Origin of the sequence: Dermacoccus sp. GAS27A (assembly GCF_044909235.1) — a bacterium.
GTDB classification, from domain to species: domain Bacteria; phylum Actinomycetota; class Actinomycetes; order Actinomycetales; family Dermatophilaceae; genus Dermacoccus; species Dermacoccus nishinomiyaensis.
Map to the genome: position 1 here is coordinate 37,022 of NZ_JBIYDW010000005.1, position 26,099 is coordinate 63,120.

A 26,099-nucleotide genomic window follows, 5' to 3' on the forward strand; every position below is an offset into this window, starting at 1 on the left:
GTGATGCAGCCCTGCTCGTGACGCACCCGGCCGCCGACTGACCCCCGACGCGAGAGACCTCGACGACCCATGACGCTCACCGCTGCCACCGCGCCCGACGCCGACGTTCCGGCGATCGCCACCCGTTCGAAGGCGCTGCTCGTGACGGCGGCACTCGCCGTGCTGCTGACGGCGGCCGACACGTACGTCGTCGTCCTCGCGCTGCAAGACATGATGGCGGGCGTCGGCCTCGGCATCGACGAACTGCAGCGGGCGACGCCGATCGTGTCGGGCTTCCTGCTCGGTTACATCGCTGTGCTGCCGCTCATCGGACGGCTGTCCGACCTCGTCTCGCGCCAACGCGTGTTGCTGTGGTGCCTCGTGCTGTTCGGCCTCGGCAGCGTCGTGACGGCGCTCGCCGTCGACCTGCCCGTCATCGTCGGCGGGCGCGTCATTCAGGGCATCGGTGGCGGTGGGCTCGTGCCCGCGACGCTGGCCCTTGTCGCGGATCTGCTGCCGCGCGGGCGACGGGGCATGGCGCTCGGGATGGTGTCGGCGGTGCAGGAAGTGGGGTCGGTGCTCGGCCCACTGCTCGGCGCCGCGATCCTCGCCGTGTGGTCGTGGCGGGCGATCTTCTGGGTCAACGCTGCAGCGGCCGTCGTGCTCGCCGTCATGATCGGTGTGTTGGGGCGATGGACGAGCGCGCAGGTGCCCGAAGTGGGTGATGACGTTGAGCTGGTGGGCGGACGCGGCGCGTCGACATCCGCGGCTGGCGACGGCGCGCACCGCGTCGCTGCCGCGTCGTCAGGCCCCGGGCGCGTGGCCCGCATCGTCGGATGGTTGGGGTGGCTGGCGTTGCTCGTCGGCACCCTCATCGTCCTGCTCGCGCTGTGGGCGCCGGAGCGGCTGACCTCCGACGTCGACTACGGCCTGCCGTTCGTCCCGTACGACGGCTACACCTCGCGCATGGCGACGCCCATCGCATTGCGTGGCCTCGGCGTCCTCGTGCTGGGCATCGCGCTGACAGCACGGATCTGGTGGCCGCGGCTACGCGCCGTCGACCTGCCCGGCGCCGTGCTGCTGACGGGCGCGCTCGCCTGCATCGTGTGGGCGTTCGCCGCGGCCGACACCTCGAAGGAGGTGCTCAGCCCCGCCGGATACGTGCTGCTGCCGGTGGCGGCGGTGCTGCTCGTCGGGTACGTCATCCGTCATCGCACGGCGCGGCGACCGCTCATCGAACGCGGCGTCCTGGCGGGTCGGGTGCCTGTCGCGCTACTGGTGTCGTTCCTCGTCGGCACGGCGCTCGTCGCGATCGTCGTCGAGATCCCGGTCCTCGCGCGACTGACGCTGACGGACTCGCAGACGGCGGCCGCGTTCGTCCTGCTGCGCTTTCTCGTCGCCGTGCCCATCGGGGCGTTCCTCGGCGGGTTCCTGCTGCGCCGCGTGGGGCCGGCCCTCGTCGCCGCTCCCGGTCTCATCATGGCCGGGGCCGCGATCCTCGCGATGAGTACGTGGGGGCGCGACACGCTCGGCGGCGTCGTCATCTCGACGCTCGTGCTCGCCGTCGCGGGCCTCGGCATCGGCCTCGCCATCGCGCCCGTCAACGACGCGGCGCTCGCCGACTCGCCCGACGACGCGCACGGCGTGACGTCGGCACTCGTCGTCGTCGGCCGCATGATGGGCATGGTCGTCGGCCTCGCACTGCTGACGGCGATCGGCCTGCACCAGTTCAGCGTCGAGATGCAGAAGGCCGCTCATACGAGCGAGCAGACCGTTCGCGACGCGGGCGTCGTGCAGGTGCACACCGTGTTCGTCGGCGCAGGAATCGCGGCGCTCGTCGCGGCGGTGCTGGCGTTCTTCTTCCTGGGGCGCCGGGTCATCGGTTCACGCCGCGTCGAGAGCTGAACGGCCGCGGCGCCGACAGGGCCGATGACGGTGGCCTCGACCGCTGGGCGTCGACGTTGACCTCGGCGGCCTGCATGCCCGGCCCGCCATCAAGGGCCTGCCGGAACCTCGCCGTCGAGGGCCCGACGTGGCCGCGATGCGGGATGAGCGGGCCCTGGGCGCCGCCGCAGCGCCAGCTCGGAGCAGCCTCCGTCATTGCCCCACCGGCCGCGTTGCGTCAGTTCGCGCGCCGCAGGATCTGCTCGGCCTGCTTGAACACCGGCCCGTCGACCATCTGTCCCTCGAACGTGAACACGCCGCGTTCGTGCTTCGCCGCGTCCATGAGGCGCGTGGCCCAGTCGATCTGCTCATCGGTCGGGGCGTAGGCGTCGCGGATCGTGGCGACCTGCTTGGGGTGAATGGCGACCTTCGCGTCGAAACCGATGGCGACGGCGTCGTCGGCCTCGGCGCGCAGGGCGAGGAGGTTGCCGATGTCCATGAACACGGAGTCGAGTGCGAAGCAGCCGTGCGCCTTCGCGGCCAGCAGGACGTTGCCGCGCACCTGCTGAACGATCGGGTGGTAACTCCCGTCGGCCAGGCGACTGCGGCGCCCACCGAGGCCCGCCGTCAGGTCCTCGGAGCCCCACATGAACCCGGCGACGTTCGGGGCGGCAGCGATCTCGGCGGCGTTGACGGCGCCCAGAGGAGATTCGATGAGGGCGATGACGTCGTGGTCTGGCAGCGCGTCGACGTCGGCGCGCGTCTCGGTCTTGGCGAGCATGACGCGACGGACGGGTAGCTGCTCCAGGCAGACGAGGTCGGCGGCGAACTCGTCCGTCGTCGCGGCGTTGACGCGCACGACGATCGCCTCGACGTCCGGTGCGCCGTCACAATTGAATGCGTCGATGAGGGCCTGACGTGCCGCGGGCTTGTCCGCCAGGTTCACGGCGTCCTCCAGATCGAGGATGACGATGTCCGCCGCCGCAGCGGCCTTCGCGTAGCGCTCCGGGCGGTCCGCCGGGCAGAAGAGCCAGCCCGGCCCCGGCATCGTCCACGAGGTGCTTGTGTCCATGAGTTCCTCCGGTCGGTAGACGGTGACGGTTGGGGTGGATGGTGACGTCTGAACGTCCCCATCCACCCCAACCGTCACCAGGTGTGCATCAGGCCGACGGCGCGCACTTCACGAGCGTCTGACGCACCGCGACGGCGACGACGTCACCGAGCTGGTTCTTCGCGACGTGCCGCAGCGTGACGATGCCCTGGCCGGGGCGCGACTTCGATTCGCGCTTGTCCTCGATCAGCGTCTCGGCGTACATCGTGTCACCGTGGCGCATCGGCTTGGGAAAGCTGATCTCGCTGAACCCGAGGTTCGCGACGATCGTGCCCATCGTCAGCTGGGCGACCGACAGCCCGACGAGCGTCGAGAGCGTGAACATCGAGTTGACGAGGCGCTCGCCGAATTCCGTCCCCGCGCCGTACTCGGCGTCGAGGTGGAGGGCCTGAGTATTCATCGTCAGCGTCGTGAACAGCACGTTGTCGGCCTCGGTGACGGTGCGTCCGGGGCGGTGCTCATAGATCGCGCCGACCTCGAACTCCTCGAACCACAGTCCACGCTGCGTGATGCGCTTGGGCTGTCGCTCGCCCGATTCGGGGCCGGTAGCGGCGTCGTCGCCCGAGGCGTCTTGGGGTGTTTCAGGAAGGGGCATGACGGCCTTTCGTCGAGTCGATCTTTCGTCGAGTCGATGTTGCCCGGGTTTCGGGGCGCCCGCGCCCCGAAACCCGGGCAACATCGGGGGTCACAAGGACAGTTCGCGGGCGATGAGCATGAGCTGCACCTCGGTGGTGCCCTCGCCGATCTCGAGGATCTTCGAGTCGCGGTAGTGACGCGAGACGACGTACTCGTTCATGAAGCCGTAGCCGCCGTGGATCTGCGTGGCGTCGCGGGCGTTGTCCATCGCGGCCTCCGACGCGACCATCTTCGCGATCGACGCGGCCTTCTTGAACGGCTTGCCGGCGAGCATGAGTGCCGCCGCGTTGTAGTACGCCGAACGCGCCGTGTGAGCCCGCGCCTCCATGCGGGCGATCTTGAACTGAATGGCCTGGTACTCGCCGATCGCGTGCCCGAACGCCTGACGTTCCTTTGCGTACTTCACCGATTCGTCGACGCATCCCTGCGCCGCACCGACCGCCAGGGCCGCGATGGCGATGCGGCCCTCGTCGAGGATGCGCAGGAAGTTCGCGTACCCGCGGCCGCGTTCGCCGAGCAGGTTCGCCTTCGGCACGCGCACGTCCGAGAACGACAGCGGATGCGTGTCGGAGGCATTCCAACCGACCTTGTCGTAGGCGGGTTCAGCCGTGAAACCCGGCGTGTTCGCCGGCACGATGATTGTCGAGATCTCCTTCTTGACGCGCCCATCAGCCGTCTGCGACTCGCCCGTCACCGCCGTCACCGTCACGAGCTTCGTGATGTCGGTGCCCGAGTTGGTGATGAACTGCTTCGAGCCATTGAGGACCCACTCGTCGCCGTCTTCCTTGGCCGTCGTGCGCGTGCCGGACGCGTCAGAACCGGCGCCGGCCTCCGTCAGACCGAAGCCGCCGAGCGCCTCACCGGACGCGAGCATCGGTAGCCACTGCTCCTTCTGCTCCTGCGAACCGAAGCGGTAGATCGGCATCGCGCCGAGCCCGACGCCCGCCTCGAGGGTGATGGCGACGCTCTGGTCGACCTTCGCGAGTTCCTCGAGCGCGAGGCACAGGGCGAAGTAGTCGCCGCCCATGCCACCGAACTCCTCGGGAAATGGGATGCCGAACAGGCCCATCTCGGCCATGCCGGAGACGACCTCGTACGGGAACGTGTGGTCCTTGTCGTGCTGCGCCGACACAGGCGCGACGACACGCTGCGCAAAGTCGCGCACGCCCTTCGCGAGGTCGGCGTACTCGTCGGGCAGATTGCCCTGCGCGATGAAGTCGGTCATGGCGGTCTCCTACGGGTGTGTGGGCGTCTACCCCTTCTGCGTGCAAGTGCACCCGGGTGCACTTGCACGCAGAGTTTCAGGGCTCGGCGGGGGGCTGAAGAGGCGGAAAGAGTGGGGTGGGATGCGGAGGGATGGGGTCAGGAGGCGTCGGGCGGTGTGATGCGAGCGAGCACCTCGTCGACGGCCACCTGAGTGCCTGCGGGGGTGAGGATCTCGACGGTGCCGTCGATCGGTGCGGTGAGGGAGTGCTCCATCTTCATCGCCTCGACGATGACGACGACGTCACCCGCCACGACCTCGGCACCATCGGCCACCTGCACGGCGATGACGGCGCCCGGCATCGGGCTCGTGATGCCACCACCGGCGCTGGCCGCAGCCGACGACCGCAGGCTGACGTGTGGTGCTTCCTTGAGCGCGAACGTCCCGTCTGGTGAGTCGACCCACACCGTGCGGGTGCCGCTCTTGTCGCTCGAGATCGCGGTGCGATACGTGCGGCGTTCGCCGTCGGCGTCGATGACGAATCGCGTTCCGTCGCCGGTGTCTTCGCCCGCGATCACGACGGCGAGTCGCGTCGACTCACCGTCGCCGCGGGCCGCCGTCACGGAGGCGGGCACGTCGCGGCTGATCGTGACGTCCTCGCCGTCGCGGTGGTGGGTGAGGGCGACCTCGACGATGCCGCTGGCATCCTCACTCGGGTCGGTGACGGCGAAGCGGGCGCGCCGAGGGCTGTTGTGGCCGGTGCGCCATCCGTCTCGCCCGGCCCACAGGTCGCCACCGTCGGCGAGCCCCAACGAGGCCGACGCTGCGGCGACGAGCACGCCGTCGGGCGCGGGGGTGGCGACGTAGTCGGCGACGCGCGCGTCGAGCAGGCCGGTGGCGAGGCGCCCGGCGACGACGTCGGGGTCGGCGAGCAGGAAGCGGCAGAAATCGATGTTGGTCACGACGCCGCCGATGTGCGTCTTCGCCAGCGCCGCGTCGAGGCCTCGCAGGGCGGACGCGCGGTCGGGGCCGTAGGCGATGACCTTGCTCAGCATCGGGTCGAAGTTGCTGCCGACGATCGTGCCGACGCGCAACCCCGAGTCGACGCGCACCCCGGCGCCCGTCGGCTCGGACAGCGAGATGACCTCGCCGCCCGTGGGCAGGAAGCCGCGCGCCGGGTCCTCGGCGTACACGCGCGCCTCGATGGCGTGGCCCGTCAGCGTCACGTCGTCCTGCGTGAACCCGAGCGGCTCACCGGCGGCCACGCGCACCTGCCACTCGACGAGGTCGAGGCCTGTGACGAGTTCGGTGACGGGGTGCTCGACCTGTAGGCGCGTGTTCATCTCCATGAAGAAGAACTCGTCGGGCACGTCGGCGCTGACGATGAACTCGACCGTCCCCGCACCGACGTAGTCGACGGATCGTGCTGTGTTGCAGGCCGCTTCGCCGATTCGTGCACGCGTGGCGTCGTCGAGCAGCGGTGACGGTGCCTCTTCGATGACCTTCTGGTGACGGCGCTGCAGCGAGCACTCGCGCTCGCCGAGATGCACGACGTTGCCGTGCTTGTCCGCGATGACCTGCACCTCGATGTGCCGCGGGCGCAGCACGAACCGTTCGAGGAACAGCGTGTCGTCGCCGAAGCTCGAGGCGGCCTCCCGACGGGCGCGCGCGACGGCGTCGGCCATGTCCTCGGCGCGCTCGACGGCGTGCATGCCCTTGCCGCCGCCGCCGGCGCTCGGCTTGATGAGGACGGGGAAACCGACCTCGCTCGCGGCCGCGACGAGCTCGTCGTCGCTCAGGCCGGGTCGGGCGAGGCCGGGCACGACGGGCACGTCGAACGCGCTGACGGCTGTCTTCGCCGTGATCTTGTCGCCCATCGTCTCGATGGCGCGGCTGCCGGGGCCGAGGAAGGCGATGCCCGCCTCCTCGCACGCAGCCGCGAACGCGGTGTTCTCCGACAGGAACCCGTAGCCCGGGTGCACGCCGTCGGCGCCACTGATGCGGCACGCCTCGATGACGGCGGGGATGCTGAGGTAGTTCGTGCGAACCGGGGCGCTGGCGTCACCGCGCGCAACGTCGAGACGGTCCAGGTTGATGGCGACGTCGGCTTCGCGCACGTGCAGCGCGCTCGCGTCGGCGTCGGTGTAGACGGCGACGCTGCGGATGCCCATGCGGCGCAGCGTGCGCATGACGCGGACGGCGATCTCGCCGCGGTTGGCGATGAGAACCGTTGCGATGTCGCGCTTCTCGACGTTCGCGTCGGGGGCGGAGGTCGTGTTCGAGGTCATCTCACTCACATCCGGAAGACGCCGTAGCTGACGTCGGGCAGGTCGGTGCCGGAGCAGGCCTCGAGGGCGAGTCCGACGAGGTCGCGGGTGGAGGCGGGGTCGATGACGCCGTCGTCCCAGAGGTGGGCGGTCGAGTAGTAGGGGTTGCCCTGCGTCTCGTACTGCTCGCGGATCGGGGCCTTGAACGTCTCGGCGTCGTCGTCGCTCCACGGGGTGCCGGCGGCTTCGAGCTGGTCGCCGCGCACCGTCGCGAGCACGCTCGCGGCCTGTTCACCGCCCATGACGCTGATGCGCGCGTTGGGCCACATCCACAGGAATCGCGGCGAGTAGGCGCGCCCGCACATCGAGTAGTTGCCGGCACCGTAGCTGCCGCCGATGACGACGGTGAACTTCGGTACGCGCGCGCAGGCGACGGCCGTCACCATCTTCGCGCCGTGCTTGGCGATGCCCCCGGCCTCGTACTCGCGGCCCACCATGAAACCGGTGATGTTCTGCAGGAACAGCAGCGGCGTCTTGCGCTTGTCGGCAAGCTCGATGAAGTGCGCGCCCTTCTGCGCGGATTCGCCGAACAGCACGCCGTTGTTCGCGATGATCGCGACGGGGTGGCCGTAGATGTGCGCGAACCCGGTGACGAGCGTCTTGCCGTACTCGGCCTTGAACTCGTGGAACCCCCCGGCGTCGACGATCGTCTCGATGACATCGTGCACGTCGTACGGTGTGCGCAGGTCGACGGGGACGACGTCGTAGAGGCGCTCCTGGTCATGGACCGCGTCGCGGGGTTCCACGGTGCGCCAAGGGATTTCGGGCTTCGGCCCGAGCGTGCTGACGATGCTGCGCACCGTCATGAGCGCGTCGTGGTCGTCATCGGCGAGGTGGTCGGTGACGCCGGAGACCTTCGAGTGCAGGTCGCCGCCACCGAGATCCTCGGCCGTGACGACCTCGCCCGTCGCAGCCTTCACCAGCGGCGGGCCGCCGAGGAAGATCGTGCCCTGCTCGCGCACGATGACGGTCTCGTCGCTCATCGCGGGCACGTAGGCGCCGCCGGCGGTGCACGAACCCATGACGGCGGCGATCTGTGGAATGCCCTTCGCCGACAGCGTCGCCTGGTTGTAGAAGATGCGGCCGAAGTGGTCGCGGTCGGGGAACACGTCGTCCTGCTTGGGCAGGAACGCTCCGCCGGAGTCGACGAGGTAGATGCACGGCAGGTTGTTCTCGCGCGCGATCTCCTGCGCGCGCAGGTGCTTCTTCACCGTCATCGGGTAGTACGTGCCGCCCTTGACGGTCGCGTCGTTCGCGACGATGACGCACTCGCGACCCTCGACGCGGCCGATACCGCCGATGACGCCGGCGCCGGGGCACTCGTCGTCGTACATGCCGTCGGCGGCGAGGGGCGCGAGCTCGATGAACGGGCTGCCCGGATCGAGCAGCGTCTCGACGCGGTCGCGCGGCAACAGTTTGCCGCGGGCGACGTGGCGCTCGCGCGACTTGTCGCTGCCACCCTTCGCAGCGCGGGCCAGCTTGTCGTTCAGCTCGTCGAGCAGGCGCAGATGCTCGGCTCGGTTGGCGGCTTGGTCGAAGGCCATGCGTTCGCTCACCCCGTGACGTCGGTGGGACGGGTCGGTGCGAGCGATCAGGTGACCTGCGTCACTCGCGCATTCAGTTAATCACAATTAACTCAAGTGTGGTGAGCGGGGAGGTCTGCCCGGTGTCCTCGCCCGAGCACGTGGCGGGAGTCGTCGCAGTGAGCGGTGGGCGGTGGGCCGCTCGCGGCGCGCAGCGTCGTCATCCGGCCGTGTCGCATTCGTGTCACGGGGTTTCCGAGTCGGCGAGGCGAGCGTCATGGTGAGTGGGGTTGCGCATGCGCGCGGCTGGATGGCGACGGCCGTACGTGCCGCGGCATCGCATGTGAAGGGGTGGCCGCGAGCGCGGCCGGCTCGCGCGGCGCGTGTGAGCCGCAGTGTCGTTTCTTGACGGGGTGCCGCAGTTCGCTTCTGCGCCGTGGCGGCACGACCGGCATAACCCGGCACCCGGTGTCGGGTGGCGGGGCCCTGTGTCAGGGGCAGGTTTCGTCGAGCTTGACGGTCTTGAACCGCACGTCGACGCCGTCCTTGACCTCGGTTCCGGCCGCAGGGGTCTGTGAGCAGACCTTCCAGTGCTTGTCGAGCAGTTGGGGGCGGCTCGTGCCGAGCGCGTCGTCCGAGTACGAGACGTAGAGCGGGTTGCCGGAGACCCGCTGCACGTCGTCCTGCGCGGCTTGCAAGGTCTTGCCGGTCTCGTCGGGCATGGTGAACGGCTCGGCCTGTGCCCCGACGGCCTTGGAGCTGGCATCGCCGGCTGCGCTCGATGCTGCGGAGCCTGCGCTCGCCACCGCGCTCGTGGCCTGCGACGCAGCACTGGTTGCGGCGTCCTCGGCCTTGTCGGTGTCGTTGCTCGAGCAACCGGCGAGGGCGAGGGCCGCGGTCAGGGCGAGGAGGCTGGTCTTGTTCACGTGTCGAGGGTATCGGTCGCAGCGCGGCCCCGTGCGGGGTTCGAGCGTCATGGCGCGACGAAGCCATCGCGCGGCCGGGTCCACTGCCCGTCAGTCCGCGGTCCTGCGAGCGGGAGCCGCGGATGTTCCGGGCAGCGGGGCGCTGGCACGGGTGTCGAACGTGGTGCTGGCGAGGCGACGCTCTGCCCACGTGATGGTGTCGAGGACGCCGGGGCAGACGAAAGCGCGACGAGCGTCGCCGATCGACTTCGTCTCGAGAATGCCCGCCGAGCAGAGCTTGTCGAGAGCGCGCATGGCTGCCACCTCGGAGACGTCGTGGATGCTCGCGACGGTGGCGGCCGTGAGCACAGGCGTCGCGGGAAGCTGCGAGAGCACCCTGGCGGTGGCGGAGTCGGCGCGCGGTCTGGTGCGGGTGCCGCGCTCCCGGCGTGCGCGGGTGACCTTGTCGTCCCAGTCCGCACGAATCTCGTGCAGTTCGTGTGCGATCCGACCGGCTTACTCGCAGGCGAGCAACGCGGCCTCGGCGAACGAGTGGACCCACTGCGCGCGCGCCCGCAGACCGGCAGGCGTCAGGGGCGGCGCATCCGTACGGTAGATCGTTAAACCCTCGACGTAGGTCTCGCGCAGCGTCGAGAGCGCCAGACTGATGGGCAGGATGGCGTCCGTGGTGAACCCGCGGCGGGCCAGCACCGTGTGGATGAGGGCTCGTCCGACGCGTCCGTTGCCGTCGGTGAACGGGTGGATCGTCTCGAACTGGGCATGAACGAGGGCGGCCTGCGCGATCGGTGAATGCGCGGCGCCGTTGACATACGCCGCGAGGTCACCCATGCGGGGGCGCACCTCGTTGGGGGGCGGAGGAACGAAGTCTGCGTCGATAGGGTGCCAGTCGGAACCGCCGATCCAGTTCTGCACGGTTCTCAGGCCGTGACGTCGCGGCTCGTTCGGCAGGAGGGCGGCGTGGACCTCGACAATTGCCTCCGTCGTGAGGCCGGGCATCTCGACGAGTCGGCTCGTTGCGTCGCGCACAACCGTCATGTTGTCGGCCACCATCTGGGCCTGTTCGCTGATTCCGTGTACGGCCTCACGTTGCCCCAGCTCTGCGAGTGCCACCTGGCGAGCTGACGGCGCGATTCCCTCGATGCGCGACGAGGCGATCGCCTCCGATCGCAGCAAGAAACTGGGGATGCCCGCGAGGTCGCCCGCTGCCTGCGAGAGCGTGCGGACGCCACGTTCGGCTGCGGCGAGCAGTTCGTCCGTCTCCGGCGGGCGTGCTCCCCGAGCAGCCTGCGCAGTGAGTGGCCGCTGGGAGGCGGGTGAGGCTCGAGGGCATCGTCGGACCTCCGCAATTTCAGTTCATTGTGATTAACTCAATCGTTGGTATCTGTCTCTCGCCCACGGGGGTTCGCATGGCGCTCGACGTCGCGGCAGGCGCGGAGCTGACGGCCCGGGAGCGCAGCAAGGCTGCCCGGCGTCAGCAAATCCTCGATGCCGCTGCGGGCCTCATCGCCGAGCGTGGGCTCGCGGGGGTGCGTCTCGAAGACCTGGGCAGCGCAGTCGGCATCAGCGGCCCCGCCGTCTACCGCCACTTCGCGAACAAGGAAGCGGTGCTCGCCGAACTGCTCGTCGGCATCAGTCGATATCTCCTCGAGAACGGTTCGCGCGTCGTCGCCGACGCCGCCACGGCTGACGAGGCGCTCGAGAACCTCGTCGACTTCCACATCGACTTCTCCCTGACCAAGCCGGCGCTCATCCGCGTGCAGGGCCGCGATCTCGCAAGCCTCGACGCAGCCGCTCGTCGCGACGTGCGACAGCTGCAGCGCCAATATGTCGAGATCTGGGTCGGCGTGCTGCGCGACGTCGACCCCTCTCTCAACGACGCCGAAGCCCGCATCAAGGCCCACGCCGGCTTCGGCGCGCTCAACTCGACGCCGCACTCGACAGGCAGGACGAAGACCGCGGTCGAAGCTCACCGCGAACGCACCCGAGCCGTCCTGCGCGCGATGGCGCTCGCGGCGCTGCGCCCTGCTGGGTGAAGCCGGGTCGTTCCGCCCGTCGAGAAATTCAGTTAAGAACCATTAACCGAGACGGTGTGATGTGGTTCACTGAAATCCTGTGATGCGAGTCACGGATGACTCGACCGGAGGAGAGCCGATGTCCGCCACCGACACCCTCGAGAACGACCTCGACCCGACGCTCAGCCACACGCGTGGGGCGCCCGAATCGCCTCTGATCGAGCAGACGATCGGCGACAACCTCGACGCGACCGTCGCTGCACATCCCGATCGTGAGGCGCTCGTCGACGTGGCGAGCGGCCGTCGCTGGACGTACACCCAGCTCCTCCACGACGTCGACGCACTTGCCCTGGCCCTGCTCGACGCCGGCGTCGCGACGGGCGACCGCGTCGGCATCTGGGCGCCCAACTGCCCCGAGTGGACGCTCACCCAGTACGCGACGGCCAAGATCGGCGCCATCCTCGTCAACATCAACCCCGCCTACCGCAGCCACGAACTCAAGTACGTGCTGGGCCAGGCCGGCATCACGACACTGATCGCCGCCCCGAAGTTCAAGACGAGCAACTACGCGCGCATGATCGAGCAGGTGCGCGGCGAGTGCCCCGACCTCGCGTGCGTCGTTCTCATCGGCGAGACGTCGTGGAGCGACCTCGCCGACGCGGGCGCGAAGGCTCTCGCTGACGGCGGACGCGAGCGCCTCGCCGCCGTCCAGAAGTCGCTGAAGAACACCGACGCCATCAACATCCAGTACACGAGCGGCACGACCGGCTTCCCCAAGGGCGCGACGCTGAGTCACCGCAACATCCTCAACAACGGCTTCTTCGTCGGCGAACTCTGTTCGTACACAGCCGAAGACCGCGTCTGCATCCCCGTGCCGTTCTACCACTGCTTCGGCATGGTCATGGGCAACCTGGCCTGCACCTCGCACGGCGCGACGATGGTCATCCCCGCGCCGGGCTTCGACGCCGCCGTCACCCTGCAGACCGTCGTCGACGAACGCTGTACGAGCCTCTACGGCGTGCCGACCATGTTCATCGCCGAACTCGCGCTGCCCGACTTCGACCGCTACGACCTGACGAGCCTGCGCACCGGCATCATGGCCGGCTCGCCCTGCCCCGAGCACACCATGCGTCAGGTCATGGCGCGCATGCACATGGAGGAGGTCTCCATCTGCTACGGCATGACGGAGACCTCGCCCGTGTCGCTGCAGACACGCAAGAACGACACCGTCGAGCAGCGCACGCAGACGGTCGGGCGCGTCGGCCCGCACCTCGAGGTCATGGTCGTCGACCCCGTCACGTACGAGCCCGTCAAGCGCGGTGAGCCGGGTGAGTTGTGCACCAAGGGGTACTCGGTCATGCTCGGCTATTGGAACCAGGACGACAAGAGCGCCGAAGCCATCGTCGACGGCTGGATGCACACAGGCGACATCGCCGCCATGGACGACGACGGGTACGTCGCGATCACGGGGCGCATCAAGGACATGGTCATTCGCGGCGGCGAGAACATCTACCCGCGAGAGATCGAGGAGTTCCTCTACAACCATCCCGACATCGTCGACGCGCAGGTCATCGGCGTGCCCGACGAGAAGTACGGCGAGGAACTCATGGCCTGCGTCCGCATGGTCGACGGCGCCAAGCCGCTGACGGTCGAATCGCTGCGCGCCTACTGCGACGGCAAGCTAGCGCACTACAAGGTGCCGCGCTATGTGCGCGTCATGGATGAATTCCCGATGACGGTGACGGGCAAGATCCGCAAGATCGACCTGCGCGAAGAGGCGCCGCAGTACATGAAGTGACGCTGGTAGGTTCGCGGGCGTGCAGATCGTCCTCGTCGCGCCGCAGATCGCGCCCAACACCGGCAACATCATCCGCCTCGCCGCGAACGTCGGCGCGAGCCTGCACCTCGTCGAACCGCTCGGTTTCTCGATGGACGCCCGCCTGCTGCGCCGCGGCGGGCTCGACTACCACGAGTTGGCCGACGTCCACGTGCACGCGGACATCGACGCGGCCCGCGCCGCTTGCCCCGGGCGATGGCTCGCGCTGACGTCGCATGCCCGGCGACGGTACGACGCCGTCGACTACCGTGACGACGACGTCCTCGTCTTCGGTTGCGAGTCAACAGGATTGCCTGACTATCTCCTCGCGACGTTCAGCGCTGACGAGCGACTGCGCATCCCCATGCGCCCCGACAACCGCAGCCTCAACCTCGGCAACGCGGTCGCCGTCGTCGCGTATGAGGCATGGCGTCAGCTCGGCTTCACCGGCGCGGCTGATGACGGCACCGGCACCCTCGAGGCGCTGAGCGCTGACGCCCAACGACGGGAGGCATGAGTTTCCCGCGTGAGACGCGAGGTGCCCGGTGCGGGGTGTGCGGCGGGGCGGTCATGAACACAGGATGCGACGCCGGCTCGACGCGGGGAGGTCGCCTTGGCAGGATGGCGGCATGGCCGCTCACATGCCCCTGACCGACGCTCCGCGCGTGCTCGCCATCGTCCAGGCCGGAGGTAAGGGCTCACGGATGGGTGTGCTCACCACGCACCGCGCGAAACCGGCGCTGCCGTTCGGTGGCACGCACCAGCTCGTCGACATCGCCATGTCGAACCTCGTCAACTCGGGTATCTCCAGCGTCTGGGTTTCCGTGCAGTACCGCGCGGGCACGCTCGACAAGCACCTGCAGCACGGACGCCCTTGGGATCTGGACCGCAACGACGGCGGTTTCCGCCGCATCGTGCCCGAGGAGATCGACGCCGTGCGCACGGGTGGGTTCGCCAGCGGCAACGCGGACGACCTGTACCGCATCCGTCATCAGATCGCCGACGAGAACGCTGACGTGACCGTCGTGCTGAGCGCCGATCAGGTGTTCACGCTCGACCTGCGGGACGTCGTCGCCGCTCACCTCGCCAAGGGCGCCGACCTCACCATCGTCACCACCGAGGTGCCTGTGACGGAGGCGTCGAACAAGGCTGTCGTGACGAGCGACGCCACCGGCAAGGTCACCCGCATCGACGAGAAGCCCGAGGACCCGGCCCACGGAACGATCTCCGCGGAGGTCTTCGTCTACCGCACGGCGGCGCTGCTCGACGCCCTCGACGAAGCCGAGAAAGCGACGCGCCCTGAAGCCGACGGTGAGGACGAGACCGGCCTCGGCGACTTCGCCGAGCACCTCATCCCGACGCTCGTCGCGCGTGGACGTGTGCGCACCCACGCGCTCGAGGGGTACTGGATGGACATGGGCCGCCCCGAGACCTACCTGCGGGCCCACCGTGACCTCGTGCGTGGTGACGTGCCGATCTTCGACGACGAGGCGTGGCCGATGCGCACCCTCGCGACGAACAAGTGCGCGGCGCGCGTGCGCGAAGGGGCTGTCGTCGACGCGTCCTACGTGTCGCCGGGGTGCGACATCGCCGGCACCGTGCGCCGCTCGGTGCTCGGGCCGGGCGTGATCGTGCGCGCGGGGGCCGTCGTCGAGGATGCCGTGGTGCTCGACGGCACGGTCATCGAGAAGGGTGCCGAGGTGCGCACCGCGATCGTCGACGTCGACGTCGCGGTGCGCCGAGGAGCGCGCGTCGGCTCAGCCCCTGCCGCCACCGCGGCGCGCGACGCGGACATCGCCGTCATCGGCGCGGGTGCCACCGTGCGCGATGTCGTGAAGCCGGGGGAGCAGATCGAACCCGGCGACGTGGTTGGCTGAGCCGCGCCGGGGGCGCCCCGGCAACCCCGTGGGGTGACGCAGGGGCGCCGACGGCTGTGGACGATGACGGCTGCGCGGCCTTCCGCGGCCGTCCTGCACCCTCGTCCACAGGGTTTGCGACCGGCGCCGACGGCACACCCCGTGACATGCCTACCGTCGACGCATGACTATCTTCGCAACTCACGGTGTGCTCGCGGTCGCGGACGATCCCAACGCGGAGGCGCTCGCGACGTTCATCCACTGGTTCGTCGTCGTCGCCGTCCTGCTCTTCGTCGTCGCCCCGGCGCTGTGGCTCACCGGTGCCATCGTGGCGACCCGCAGCCTCAAGAAGTGGCCGAGTCTCGTCGCCGACACCGAGGACGCCATGTACCGCTGGGCCCTGCTCGTCGGCGTCCTGCCCGTCGTGGGCCCGCTCATCTACGCCGTCTCGTTCCAGCAGGCCAAGAACCGTCGGACGCCTGAGCAACTCGTCCTCGCGCGGATGACTCATCGGGAGCGCCATCGTCAGGCGCAACTCGCCGGCATCGGGCGACGGTAGCCGGGCTCTCGTTCGCGCATGACAAGGCGCGGGAGCGCAGGTAAGGCGAACGACTCCGGCCGGCTCGCCGGTGTGCTCAGGTGAAGAGGAAGTCGACGGCCGACGGCTCGGTGAGGCGCCGTTCGTATTCGCCGACCCCGCCGGGCCACAGGGTGCGGTTCTCGCCGTCGTCATCGAGGTACCAGGAGGTGCAGCCGCCCTGCGTCCACACCGAGCGACCGCTGCGTTCGCGCATCTCACGCGTGAAGGCGGGCACGAGTTCGGGGCGCACCTCGACGGCGTGGGCGCCTCGGCGATCGCGTTCGTCGAGCAGCGTCATGACGTGGGCGATCTGCGCTTCGATCATGAGCACGACGCTCGTGTGCCCCAGGCCCGTGTTGGGCCCCAGCAGCATGAAGAGGTTGGGGAAGTCGGCCATCGTCACGCCGAGATAGGACTCGACACCGGTCTGCCATTCCTCGGCGAACGAGCGGCCGTCACGCCCGGTGATGTCGAGGTGGGCGTACGAGCCGCGGGGGTCGAAGCCGGTGGCCAGCACGAGGGCGTCAACCTCGTGCAGGGTACCGTCGGCGGTGACGACGCCGTCGGGCGTCACGCCCACGACGTCGTCGGTCACGACGTCGACGTCGGCGCGCGCGAGGGCAGGATAGTACGTGTCGGACAGCAGGACGCGCTTGCACCCCATCGTGTAGGTGGGGGTCAGCTTCTCGCGCAGCTGCGGATCCTTGATCTGGTTGGCCAGGTGCCGTCGGGCCTCGCGGGAGGCGAGTTCGAGCAGCCGCGGCTGGCTGTCGAACGCGACGGCACGCAGGTCGTTGCGTCGGCGCAGTGCAGCCCGATGGGCCCGCATGAGCGCGGGGTGACGCCGGAAGCGGTCGATCGTCGCGTCGCAGTACTCGCTGTTGCGCTGCGGCATGATCCATGGTGCGCTGCGCTGGAAGACGGTGAGGTGCTCGGCGTCCTCGGCGAGCGCCGGGATGGACTGCACAGCCGACGCGCCCGTGCCGATGATGCCGACGCGGCGGCCGAACATCGAACTGTCGCGAGGCCAGGCTGCGGTGTGGATGAGTTCGCCGGCGAACGTGTGCAGCCCGTCGATGAGGGGGATGTGCGGCAGGTGCAGCGCACCGACGCCGAGCACGAGTGCGCGGGCGGTGACGGTGTGCGTCGAACCGTCCGAGGAGTGCGTCGCGATCGTCCACACGCCGCTCGACTCGTCGAAGTCGGCGGCGTGCAGCGCCGTGTCGAAGCGGATGTGCTCGCGCAGCTCGTACTTCTCGACGACGGCGAGCAGATAGTCCTGGATGACGTCACCGCGCGAATAGGTGTGCGACCAGTACGGGTTGAGCTCGAAGCTGAACGAGTACAGGTGGCTCGGCACATCGCAGGCAACACCGGGATAACGGTTGTCACGCCACGTGCCACCGATCTCGTCGGCCTTCTCGAGGATGACGAAGCTGCGGCCGGCGTCCTGCAGCGCCACGGCCATGCCGATCCCGGAGAAACCGGTGCCGACGACGACGACGTCCACCTCTGCCACAGTGCTCACCGCACCAACCTAACGGGGCCGACCGCCGCCATCGCGCACCGACACAGCCGACGGCGCGTGATGGCGCTGCTCGCGCCGCCACTGCGTCAGTCAGTGCCGGTTGCGTCACGCAGGACTGACTCGAACGACACGGACTGACGCAGCTGGGCTCGGCTGATCGCACCGTGCGCCGTCACGCTGCCAGCCGACTCGTCAGTCAAGACGCTGTCAGTCGAGCTGCACGATGACGGGCGCGTGGTCGCTCGCACCCTTGCCCTTGCGCTCGTCGCGGTCGATGACGGCGCCCTGGACGCGCCCGGCGAGGGCGGGGGAGCACAGGGCGAAGTCGATGCGCATGCCCTGCTTCTTGGGGAAACGCAGCTGCGTGTAATCCCAGTACGTGTAGGTGCGCGGCTCGTTCGTGTGCGGGCGCACCACGTCGGCGTAGCCTGTGTCGATCATCGCCTGGAACGCGTCACGCTCGGGTTGCGTCACGTGCGTCTTGCCCTCGAAGAACGCCGGATCCCAGACGTCTTCGTCTCTCGGCGCGATGTTCCAGTCACCCGTCAGCGCGATCTGCGCCTCGGGGTTCTCGGTGAGCCACTTCTCGCCGTCGGCGCGCAGCGCGGCGAGCCAGTCGAGCTTGTACTCGTAGTGCGGGTGGCCGATCTCGCGACCGTTCGGCACGTAGAGCGACCACATGCGCACCCCGTCGCACGTGGCGGCGATGGCGCGGGCCTCCGCCGCGATGGGGTCGCCGAAGCCGGGCATGTCCTCGAAGCCGATCTGCACGTCCTCGAGGCCGACGCGCGAGGCGATCGCGACACCGTTCCACTGGTTCAGCCCGTGATGGGCGACCTCGTACCCGGCTTCCTCGAAGCGGGCCATGGGGAACTGCTCGTCCTTGCACTTCGTCTCCTGCATGGCGAGCACGTCGACGTCACCACGTTCGAGGAAGGCGATGACGCGGTCGACGCGGGTGCGGATGGAGTTGACGTTCCACGTGGCGATTCGCATGCCTCAACCCTAGACGGGCCCTGCGACAACCCTCGAAACCAGCGGGATCCTGCGGTTGTCGGCGACGAGTGGCACAGTGGTGAGCATGACGAAATGGGCACTGGTCACCGGCGCGAGCGCCGGCATCGGCAAGGAGTTCTGCGAGCAGCTGGCGGCGCGCGGCGACAACGTCGTCCTGGTCGCGCGGCGCGCCGACCGGCTCGAGGAGCTCAAGGAACACCTCGAGAAGCGCTACCGCGTGCACGCCGAGGTCCTCGCGGCCGACCTCGCCAACGCTGACGATCTCAAGCGCGTCGCCGAGCGTGTCGCGCAGGCGAGCGACCCCATCGAGGTGCTCGTCAACAACGCCGGCTTCGGGCTCAAGACGGCGTTCCTCGACACCGACGTCGAGAAGGAGATCGCCTCCGTTGACGTCATGGTCAAGGCCGTCGTCGTGCTCAGCCACGCCGCAGGCCGCGCGATGCGTGAGCGGGGGCGGGGCGCGATCATCAACGTCTCGTCGGTCGCGGGGTTCATGGCGAGCGGCACCTACTCGGCGGCGAAGTCGTATGTCACCGTGTTCAGCGAGTCGCTCGCCGGCCAGCTCGCGGGCACGGGCGTCACGGTGACCGCGCTGTGCCCAGGTTTCACCCACACCGACTTCCACGCGAGCGCCGACATCGACGTCGACAAGACCTCGGCCATCGGCAAGCGACTCTGGCTCGACGCCGACCGCCTCGTGCGCGACTGCCTCGCCGACGTCGACGCCGGCCGCGTCATCTCGGTGCCGGGGAAGCAGTACAAGGTCGCGACGCAGTTGCTGCGCCACGTGCCGCGCTCCATCGTGCGCGCGGGCGCTTTGAGCAACCGTCATCGGCCGCGCGACTGAGGAACCCCCGCCAAATAGAATGGACGGCATGACGAACATCGCCGAAGACCGCGCCCGCCTGCTGCAACTCATCAAGGACAACGCCATCGTGCACGGCAAGGTGACGTTGAGCAGCGGCAAGGAGGCCGACTACTACGTCGATCTGCGTCGCATCTCTCTCTCCGGCGAGGCTGCGCCGCTCGTCGGACGCGTCATGCGCGATCTGACGAAGGACTTCGACTACGTCGCCGTCGGCGGTCTGACGCTCGGTGCTGACCCCGTCGCGACGTCGATGCTGCACGCTGCGGCTGCTGCGGGGGAGCAGGTCGACGCGTTCGTCGTCCGCAAGGCCGGCAAGGCGCACGGCCTGCAACAGCGCATCGAGGGCCCCTCGATCAAGGGTCGTCGCGTGCTCGTCGTCGAGGACACGACGACGACGGGTGCCTCGCCGCTGGAAGCCGTCGCCGCGTGCCGTGAGGAGGGCGCCGAGGTCGTCGGCGTCGCGACCATCGCCGACCGTGCCACCGGTGCGCAGGAGAAGATCGAGGCCGAGGGCCTCACCTACGTCAGCGCGTTCTCGATGGAAGATCTCGGCCTCGCCTGAGCGTCTGTCACGCCGCGCCTCTTGGCTGTACGCGAACGAGCCGCCACCGTCACCGGTGGCGGCTCGTTCGTCTGTGCACCAGGGGTGCGCGCCGTCGCCACGGAGCCGGACACCGCTGCAGGTGAACACCCGGTGAATCGGGACCATGGCCCCTTCGCCGACGTCCCGCTGCGCTCGTACGGTGGGATGACACGACCCGTTCCCGGAGGAAGCATGCGCCAAGACAGACCCACCCACGTCGTCGTCATCGGCGCGGGGATGGTGGCCCACAAGTTCGCCGAGACGCTCCTCGCGAAGGACGAAGCGCGCCGCGTCTCGCTCACGGTCATCGGTGACGAGCCGTTCGCGCCGTACGACCGGGTGCATCTGACGAGCTTCTTCTCGGGCTCCACCGCGTCAGATCTGCTGCTCGACGAGAGTGTCTGGGACGACGAACGCGTGACGTTGCGCACGGGCACGCTCGTCACCGGCATCGACCGAGACGCGCGAGCCGTCGAGACGGAGGGCGGCGAGCACATCTCCTACGACGCCCTCATCCTGGCAACGGGCTCGCACGCCGCAGTGCCGCCCATCGAGGGGCGCGACGTCACGGGTTGTTTCGTCTACCGCACCCTCGACGATGTCGAGGCGCTTCGGCGCTACGTCTCGGACACGGCCGGACGCCACCCCGAGCGGCAGGTGCGCGGCGCCGTCATCGGAGGTGGTCTGCTCGGCCTCGAGGCCGGTGGCGCGCTGCAGGCGATGGGAGCGGATACGACGGTCGTCGAGTTCGCTGACCGCCTCATGCCCATGCAGGTCGACGCGGGAGGCGGCGAGGATCTCAAGCGCATCATCGAAGGCACCGGCGTGCACGTGCGCACCTCGACCGCCACGGCACGCATCAACGCGGGCGACGACGGTCGCGTCGCCTCGATGGACTACGCGAGTGGCGAGCGGGACGACGTGGACGTCGTCGTCTTCGCCACGGGCATCCGTCCTCGCGACGAACTCGCGCGTGCCGCGGGCCTCGAGCTCGGGCCTCGCGGCGGCGTCCTCGTCGACACCCACTGCGCCACGACGGACCCGGCCATCCACGCGATCGGTGAGGTCGCGTGCATCCAGGGGGAGGTGTGGGGCCTCGTCGCACCCGGGTACACGATGGCCGAGATCGCCGCTGCGCATCTGCTCGGCGAAGCGCCGGACTTCGACGGCGCCGATTCCTCGACGAAGCTCAAGCTCATGGGCGTCGACGTCGCGAGCTTCGGCGACGCGTTCGCCGCGACGCCCGGCGCGCGCGAGGTCGTCTACTCGGATGCCATGACCGGCTGGTACCGCAAGCTCGTCGTCGCCGATGACGGACACACCCTCCTCGGCGGAGTGCTCGTCGGTGATGCGAGCGCGTTCCCGAGCCTGCGGGCGATGGTCGGCCACGACCTCGCAGCGCCGAGCGCCTTCGTCATCCCCGAGGACGAACGCGGCGCGAAGGCCGAGATCAACCTCGAACTGCCCGACGACGCGGGCGTCTGCTCGTGCAACAACGTGAGTGCGGGCCAGATCCGTGCGGCGTTCGCGGACGGTGCCACGACGGTCTCGGACATCAAGACCTGCACCAAGGCAGGGACCTCGTGCGGATCATGCCTGCCGCTCGTCATCAAGCTCGTCGAGGTCGAGCAGGCGAAGGCCGGTATCGAGGTCGACAGGTCGTTGTGCGAGCACATGCCATTGTCACGAAGCCAGCTGTTCAACGCGATCAAGGTCGCGAAGCTCACGTCCTTCGACGACGTCATCGAGCGTTTCGGCGCCGGGCGTGGCTGTGACGTGTGCAAGCCGACGATCGCCAACATCCTCGCCAGTCTCGAGAACGGCCACGTGCTCGACGGTCAGCAGGCGACGATGCAGGACACGAACGATCACGTCCTCGCCAACATGCAGAAGGACGGTACGTACTCGGTCGTGCCGCGCATCCCGGGTGGTGAGGTGACGCCGTCGGGTCTCGTCGCGATCGGGCAGATCGCCGAGAAGTACGGCCTCTACACGAAGATCACCGGCGCCCAGCGCATCGACATGTTCGGTGCCCGCATCGACCAGCTCCCCGCCATCTGGCGCGAGTTGCTCGACGCGGGCTTCGAATGCGGCCAGGCATACGGCAAGAGCTTGCGTGCGGTGAAGTCGTGCGTCGGGCAGACCTGGTGCCGCTTCGGCGTGCGCGACTCCGTCCGTCTCGCGATCGACCTCGAGACCCGGTACAAGGGGCTGCGCAGCCCGCACAAGCTCAAGATGGGTGTCTCCGGGTGCGCGCGCGAGTGCGCCGAGGCGCGCGGCAAGGACGCCGGCATCATCGCGACGGAGAACGGGTGGAACCTCTACGTCGGGGGTAACGGTGGCTTCAAGCCGGTGCACGCGCAGTTGCTCGCTGAGGACCTCGACGAAGAAGAACTGATCCGCACCATCGACAGGTTCTTCATGTTCTACATCTCGACAGCCGAGCGGCTGCAGCGCACCGCGCCGTGGCTCGCCGAGCTCGAGGGCGGCACCGAGCACCTGCGCGAGGTGATCATGGACGACGCGTTGGGCATCTGCGCCGACCTCGACGCGATGATGGAACGTCACGTCAACGCCTACTCCGACGAGTGGCGCGACGTCCTGGAGGACCCTGAGAAGCTCGCCCGGTTCACGGCCTTCGTCAACGACGACACGAACGTCGACCCCGATCTGCTCTACGTCGTGGAACGTGACCAGCCCCGCCCGGCGACCCCGGCCGAGAAGGCCGACGCCACCCTCGAACTCATCGACTCCAACCGACGTCCCGTCCGGATCGCAGGCGAGCGCATCCCCGTCGGCGCAGGCGCTGCACAAGGAGGCCAGGGATGACAACCCCCACGCCTAGCGAGGCCGGTACCTCGTGGACCCCGGTGTGCGCCGTCGACCGGCTGACACCGGAGCGGGCCGTTGCGGCACTCACGCCGGACGGCGCGCAGGTCGCCCTCGTGCGCCTCGCGAACGACGAGGTGTTCGCCGTCGGCCACCGTGACCCGTACGCCCTCGCGAACGTCATCGCCCGCGGCGTCGTCGGGACGCGCACTCTGGACGGTGAGACGTACGACGTCATCCAGTCGCCGCTGTACAAGCAGGCCTTCGACGTGCGGACGGGCGAGGACGTCGCCGACCGCGCCGTCCGTCTCGGCACCTGGGCCGTGCGTGAGCGCGACGGGATGATCGAGCTGGGCGAGCGCACGAGCGACTACGCAGAACCGGAGCAGACGACGCGCTGATCGTCCGGCCGCCTCGCCAGGTCGGTCGCCTGCGGCGGGGACGGTGGCGATGTGCCCGGCCAACCGCGATGATGGGACGGTGGCCATCCTCATCGACCCGCCGATGTGGCCCGCGTGGGGCACGGTGTTCTCGCATCTCGTCTCCGACAGCTCGCTCGACGAGCTGCACGCGTTCGCGCACGATCATGGCGTTCCGGATGCTGCGTTCGACGTCGACCACTACGACGTGCCGGAGCGCATGTACGACGCGTTGGTCGCGGGTGGCGCGCTGCCCGTGCGCGCCACTGAGCTCATTCGCCGATTGATCGCCGGCGGTGTGCGGGTTCGTGCCGTGGAGCGCCGATCATGAAACTGCTCGACGGGTGCTGCGCGGGCGTGAGTGCGCGTCGCTTCTCGCGTCACGAACATCACGGCGGCCGCGGCGCGTCGCTGCCTAAGGTCGGGGAGTGAACACAAAGGGCCGCAGCGAGGAGGAACGGATGAGCGACGCAGTCGCGGCGGGGCGCGTCGTCCTCGTCGGCGGCGGACCGGGTTCGCTCGACCTGCTGACGCTGCGTGCCCTGCGCGAGCTCGAGCAGGCGGACGTCATCGTCGCCGATCGCCTTGGCCCGCGGGACGAACTGGCGCGTCTCGATCTGAGCGCCGAGATCATCGACGTCGGCAAGAGCCCGCACCATCACCCCGTTCCGCAGGACGAGATCAACGCGATTCTCGTGCGTGAGGCGCGGGCCGGGCGGCGGGTGGTGCGCCTCAAGGGCGGCGATCCGTACCTGCTCGGCCGCGGGGGGGAGGAATACCTGTCCTGCCACGCGCACGGCATCGACGTCGATGTCGTGCCCGGCGTGACGAGCGCGCTCTCCGCGCCGCTCGCCGGCGGCATCCCGGTGACGCATCGCGGATGGTCGGCGGGCCTGCTCGTGCTCTCCGGGCACGACGAACTGGCGCTGCCGGCGCTGGCGGCATGGCCGCACACCATCGTCGTCCTCATGGGGATGGGACGCCTGGGCGAGCTGACGGCCGGCCTCGTCGCGCACGGCAAACCGGCCGCGACGCCCGCGGGCGTCGTCCACCGTGCGTGGACGCCGCTGCAGCAGGTCGTGCGTTCCACCCTCGACGAGCTCGCCGGCGAGTGCGCCACGCGGGGCATCGGCAACCCGAGCGTCATCGTCATCGGCGACGTCGTCGACGTCCTGCCCGACGCGGCGATCATCGACATGACGACGCAGCAAGCCACCACCGAGGGGACGGGTGAGACCGATGCGTGACCAGCAGCCGGACGGCGCGAGCGCCCCTCGAGACGCCGCTCGGCGTGCGTCGCACGCCTCTGCCGTCGCTTCGGTGGAGTTCGCTTCGGATTCCGCTCCCCAGCAGCGACAGGCGCCGCACGACCTCGCCGGGCGGCGCATCGTCATCACCGCGCAGCGCAAGGCCGATGAGTTCGCCGCACCGCTCGAACGTCGCGGCGCCGAGGTGGTCCGGGCAGCGACGATGTCGCACGTGCCGCACGTCGACGACCCTGAGCTGCTCGCCCATACCCGCGCGCTGACCGAGGAGCCGCCCGACCTGCTCGTCGTGACGACGGGCATCGGGTTCCGGGGCTGGTTCGAGGCCGCGGAGGCAGCCGGGCTGCGCGAGCGACTCCTCGACGCACTGCGGACGACTCGCATCTACGCCCGCGGGCCGAAGGCGCGCGGCGCTGTCGTCGGAGCGGGTCTCGAGGTCACGTGGACGGCCGCCTCGGAGACGGCCGAGGAGATCAAGGAACGTCTGCGCGGGGAGTCGCTCCACGGCGTCCGCGTCGCTGTGCAACACCACGGCGCCGGTTCCGACGGCATCGACGAGACCCTGCGCGCCGCAGGTGCTGACGTCGTCTCGCTCGTCGTCTACCGCTGGGGCCCGGCGCCCGACCCCTCTGCGGTCGCGCGCGCCGTCGATCTCGTCGCGCGATCCGACGTCGATGTCGTCGCGTTCACCGCAGCTCCCGGCGTCTTCGCCTTTCTCGACGCCGCGCGCGCCTCGGGTCAACAGGATGCCGTGCTGGACATGCTGCGCGAGGGGCGCGTCATCGCGGCCTGCGTCGGTGACACCACCGCGGCGCCGCTGCGCGAGTGCGGCGTCGAACCGATCGTGCCGACGCGCTTTCGCCTCGGCGCCTTGACGCGCCTGGTCGCCGACACCCTCGGCGGGCACAATGACGGCCATGCCTGACGACATGACGGTCGCCCCGACCGCGCCCGATCTCGCGCCCCCTGAATCCTCCGCTGTTGCAACGGCGCCCGCGCGTGGCGGCCGGCGAGCCGCACTCGTCCTCGTCGCCCACGGGACGGCGAGCCCACAGGGCCGGCGGGTCGTCCACGATCTCGCCGACGCGGTTCGCGCCGCGCGCCCCGACCTCACCGTCACCGAGGCGTATGTCGACGTGCAGGAGCCGAAGGTCGCGGACGTCGTGGCGCGCTTGGTGCCCGAGTTCGACGAGGTCGTCGCCGTGCCGCTGTTGTTCTGCGGCGGCTACCACGTGCGGGTCGACGTCGCGAAAGCCGTTGCGCCGCACGACAACGCGCGCTCGACGGGCGCGCTCGGCCCGTCGCGACCCATCGCGGAACTGCTCGCGCAGCGCCTCCGCGAGGCAGGCGCGCGTCCCGGCGACGCGATCGTCATGGCCGCCGCCGGGTCCAGCCGCGCCGAGGCCACCGCCGACGCCCGCGCCCAGGCACGTCTGCTCGCTGACGTCTGGGGTACCTCGATCGACGTGGCCTTCGGCTCGGCTGCCACCCCGTCCGTGCCCGACGCCGTGAGCGCAAACCGCGACCACCCTCACGTCCGTGTCGCCGTCGCCGCGCTGCTGCTCGGCGAGGGGCACTTCCATGACAAGCTGACGCGTTCGGGCGCCGAAATCGTCACCGCGCCGCTGGGCGCATCCCCCCAGATCGTCGAGCAGATCCTCACCCGCTTCGACGAGGAGTGACCTCCAGTCCCCAGGCGCAGCCGGCCCCGCCGGGGGCGAATCGCGCCGTGACAC

At 69.5% G+C, this 26,099-nt stretch carries 24 protein-coding genes; 14 read left to right on the forward strand and 10 right to left on the reverse strand.

Annotation, left to right across the window (positions count from 1 at the left end; genetic code table 11):
• The first annotated feature begins 69 nt into the window (after positions 1–69).
• A complete protein-coding gene (locus tag ABH936_RS06575; RefSeq protein WP_404602894.1) occupies positions 70–1,884 on the forward strand; it encodes an MFS transporter in 1,815 nt (604 codons plus the stop codon).
• Positions 1,885–2,101: 217 nt separating this feature from the next.
• On the opposite strand, the gene ABH936_RS06580 is transcribed toward ABH936_RS06575, so the two are convergent.
• The 8 genes from ABH936_RS06580 to ABH936_RS06615 form a co-directional block, all read right to left on the reverse strand.
• Positions 2,102–2,935: an HpcH/HpaI aldolase/citrate lyase family protein gene (locus ABH936_RS06580; protein WP_404602895.1), complete on the reverse strand. Its 834-nt coding sequence runs from the start codon at positions 2,933–2,935 to the stop codon at positions 2,102–2,104.
• A gap of 88 nt (positions 2,936–3,023) precedes the next feature.
• Positions 3,024–3,569: a MaoC family dehydratase gene (locus ABH936_RS06585; RefSeq protein WP_404602896.1), complete on the reverse strand. Its 546-nt coding sequence runs from the start codon at positions 3,567–3,569 to the stop codon at positions 3,024–3,026.
• A 90-nt stretch (positions 3,570–3,659) separates the two neighbouring features.
• Positions 3,660–4,835 (reverse strand): acyl-CoA dehydrogenase family protein, encoded by a 1,176-nt coding sequence (locus ABH936_RS06590; protein ID WP_241725096.1) that lies wholly within the window; start codon positions 4,833–4,835, stop codon positions 3,660–3,662.
• Between the two features lie 137 nt (positions 4,836–4,972).
• Positions 4,973–7,102 carry a biotin carboxylase N-terminal domain-containing protein gene (locus ABH936_RS06595; protein WP_404602897.1) on the reverse strand — a complete coding sequence of 710 codons (2,130 nt, stop codon included), beginning with the start codon at positions 7,100–7,102 and terminating at the stop codon, positions 4,973–4,975.
• Between the two features lie 5 nt (positions 7,103–7,107).
• On the reverse strand, positions 7,108–8,685 hold the full coding sequence (locus ABH936_RS06600; protein WP_404602898.1) for a carboxyl transferase domain-containing protein: 1,578 nt from the start codon (positions 8,683–8,685) through the stop codon (positions 7,108–7,110).
• Positions 8,686–9,155: 470 nt separating this feature from the next.
• Positions 9,156–9,590: a PASTA domain-containing protein gene (locus tag ABH936_RS06605; protein WP_404602899.1), complete on the reverse strand. Its 435-nt coding sequence runs from the start codon at positions 9,588–9,590 to the stop codon at positions 9,156–9,158.
• Between the two features lie 90 nt (positions 9,591–9,680).
• Positions 9,681–9,884, reverse strand: coding sequence for a hypothetical protein (locus ABH936_RS06610; protein ID WP_259879150.1), 204 nt, complete (start codon positions 9,882–9,884; stop codon positions 9,681–9,683).
• Positions 9,885–10,085: 201 nt separating this feature from the next.
• Positions 10,086–10,625: a Fic family protein gene (locus ABH936_RS06615; protein WP_404602900.1), complete on the reverse strand. Its 540-nt coding sequence runs from the start codon at positions 10,623–10,625 to the stop codon at positions 10,086–10,088.
• A gap of 371 nt (positions 10,626–10,996) precedes the next feature.
• Here ABH936_RS06615 and ABH936_RS06620 point away from each other — a divergent pair, with 371 nt between their 5' ends.
• The 5 genes from ABH936_RS06620 (at position 10,997) to ABH936_RS06640 (ending at position 15,833) form a co-directional block, all read left to right on the forward strand.
• Positions 10,997–11,623: a TetR/AcrR family transcriptional regulator gene (locus tag ABH936_RS06620; RefSeq protein WP_404602901.1), complete on the forward strand. Its 627-nt coding sequence runs from the start codon at positions 10,997–10,999 to the stop codon at positions 11,621–11,623.
• 118 nt (positions 11,624–11,741) lie between these two features.
• The gene (locus ABH936_RS06625; RefSeq protein WP_404602902.1) at positions 11,742–13,400 is read left to right on the forward strand and encodes an AMP-binding protein; all 1,659 of its coding nucleotides are present in this window, start codon (positions 11,742–11,744) and stop codon (positions 13,398–13,400) included.
• Positions 13,401–13,419: 19 nt separating this feature from the next.
• A complete protein-coding gene (locus ABH936_RS06630) occupies positions 13,420–13,935 on the forward strand; it encodes a tRNA (cytidine(34)-2'-O)-methyltransferase (protein WP_404602903.1) in 516 nt (171 codons plus the stop codon).
• Between the two features lie 112 nt (positions 13,936–14,047).
• Complete coding sequence (locus ABH936_RS06635) at positions 14,048–15,295, forward strand: glucose-1-phosphate adenylyltransferase family protein (RefSeq protein WP_404602904.1); 1,248 nt, start codon at positions 14,048–14,050, stop codon at positions 15,293–15,295.
• A 163-nt stretch (positions 15,296–15,458) separates the two neighbouring features.
• A complete protein-coding gene (locus ABH936_RS06640; protein WP_131940591.1) occupies positions 15,459–15,833 on the forward strand; it encodes a hypothetical protein in 375 nt (124 codons plus the stop codon).
• 76 nt (positions 15,834–15,909) lie between these two features.
• On the opposite strand, the gene ABH936_RS06645 is transcribed toward ABH936_RS06640, so the two are convergent.
• Together ABH936_RS06645 and ABH936_RS06650 are read right to left on the reverse strand one after the other, a co-directional pair.
• Positions 15,910–17,382, reverse strand: a complete 1,473-nt coding sequence (locus tag ABH936_RS06645; RefSeq protein ID WP_404602905.1) for a flavin-containing monooxygenase — start codon at positions 17,380–17,382, stop codon at positions 15,910–15,912.
• A gap of 207 nt (positions 17,383–17,589) precedes the next feature.
• Positions 17,590–18,378: an exodeoxyribonuclease III gene (locus ABH936_RS06650; RefSeq protein ID WP_006946080.1), complete on the reverse strand. Its 789-nt coding sequence runs from the start codon at positions 18,376–18,378 to the stop codon at positions 17,590–17,592.
• Positions 18,379–18,463: 85 nt separating this feature from the next.
• Here ABH936_RS06650 and ABH936_RS06655 point away from each other — a divergent pair, with 85 nt between their 5' ends.
• The 8 genes from ABH936_RS06655 to ABH936_RS06690 all read left to right on the forward strand — a co-directional run bounded on the left by ABH936_RS06655 (position 18,464) and on the right by ABH936_RS06690 (position 26,045).
• Positions 18,464–19,246 carry an SDR family NAD(P)-dependent oxidoreductase gene (locus tag ABH936_RS06655; protein WP_404602906.1) on the forward strand — a complete coding sequence of 261 codons (783 nt, stop codon included), beginning with the start codon at positions 18,464–18,466 and terminating at the stop codon, positions 19,244–19,246.
• Between the two features lie 28 nt (positions 19,247–19,274).
• Complete coding sequence (gene pyrE, locus ABH936_RS06660) at positions 19,275–19,829, forward strand: orotate phosphoribosyltransferase (protein ID WP_038570314.1); 555 nt, start codon at positions 19,275–19,277, stop codon at positions 19,827–19,829.
• A gap of 213 nt (positions 19,830–20,042) precedes the next feature.
• Positions 20,043–22,679: a nitrite reductase large subunit NirB gene (gene nirB / locus ABH936_RS06665; protein ID WP_404602907.1), complete on the forward strand. Its 2,637-nt coding sequence runs from the start codon at positions 20,043–20,045 to the stop codon at positions 22,677–22,679.
• A complete protein-coding gene (locus ABH936_RS06670; RefSeq protein ID WP_241725085.1) occupies positions 22,676–23,080 on the forward strand; it encodes a nitrite reductase (NAD(P)H) small subunit in 405 nt (134 codons plus the stop codon). Before nirB ends, ABH936_RS06670 begins: the two co-directional genes overlap by 4 nt.
• A gap of 79 nt (positions 23,081–23,159) precedes the next feature.
• Complete coding sequence (locus ABH936_RS06675; protein WP_006946225.1) at positions 23,160–23,429, forward strand: DUF4031 domain-containing protein; 270 nt, start codon at positions 23,160–23,162, stop codon at positions 23,427–23,429.
• A 130-nt stretch (positions 23,430–23,559) separates the two neighbouring features.
• A complete protein-coding gene (cobA, locus tag ABH936_RS06680) occupies positions 23,560–24,345 on the forward strand; it encodes a uroporphyrinogen-III C-methyltransferase (RefSeq protein ID WP_404602908.1) in 786 nt (261 codons plus the stop codon).
• Complete coding sequence (locus ABH936_RS06685) at positions 24,338–25,288, forward strand: uroporphyrinogen-III synthase (RefSeq protein ID WP_404602909.1); 951 nt, start codon at positions 24,338–24,340, stop codon at positions 25,286–25,288. Before cobA ends, ABH936_RS06685 begins: the two co-directional genes overlap by 8 nt.
• The gene (locus ABH936_RS06690; RefSeq protein ID WP_171969883.1) at positions 25,281–26,045 is read left to right on the forward strand and encodes a sirohydrochlorin chelatase; all 765 of its coding nucleotides are present in this window, start codon (positions 25,281–25,283) and stop codon (positions 26,043–26,045) included. The genes ABH936_RS06685 and ABH936_RS06690 overlap by 8 nt, the downstream gene beginning before the upstream one ends.
• Positions 26,046–26,099 lie beyond the last annotated feature (54 nt).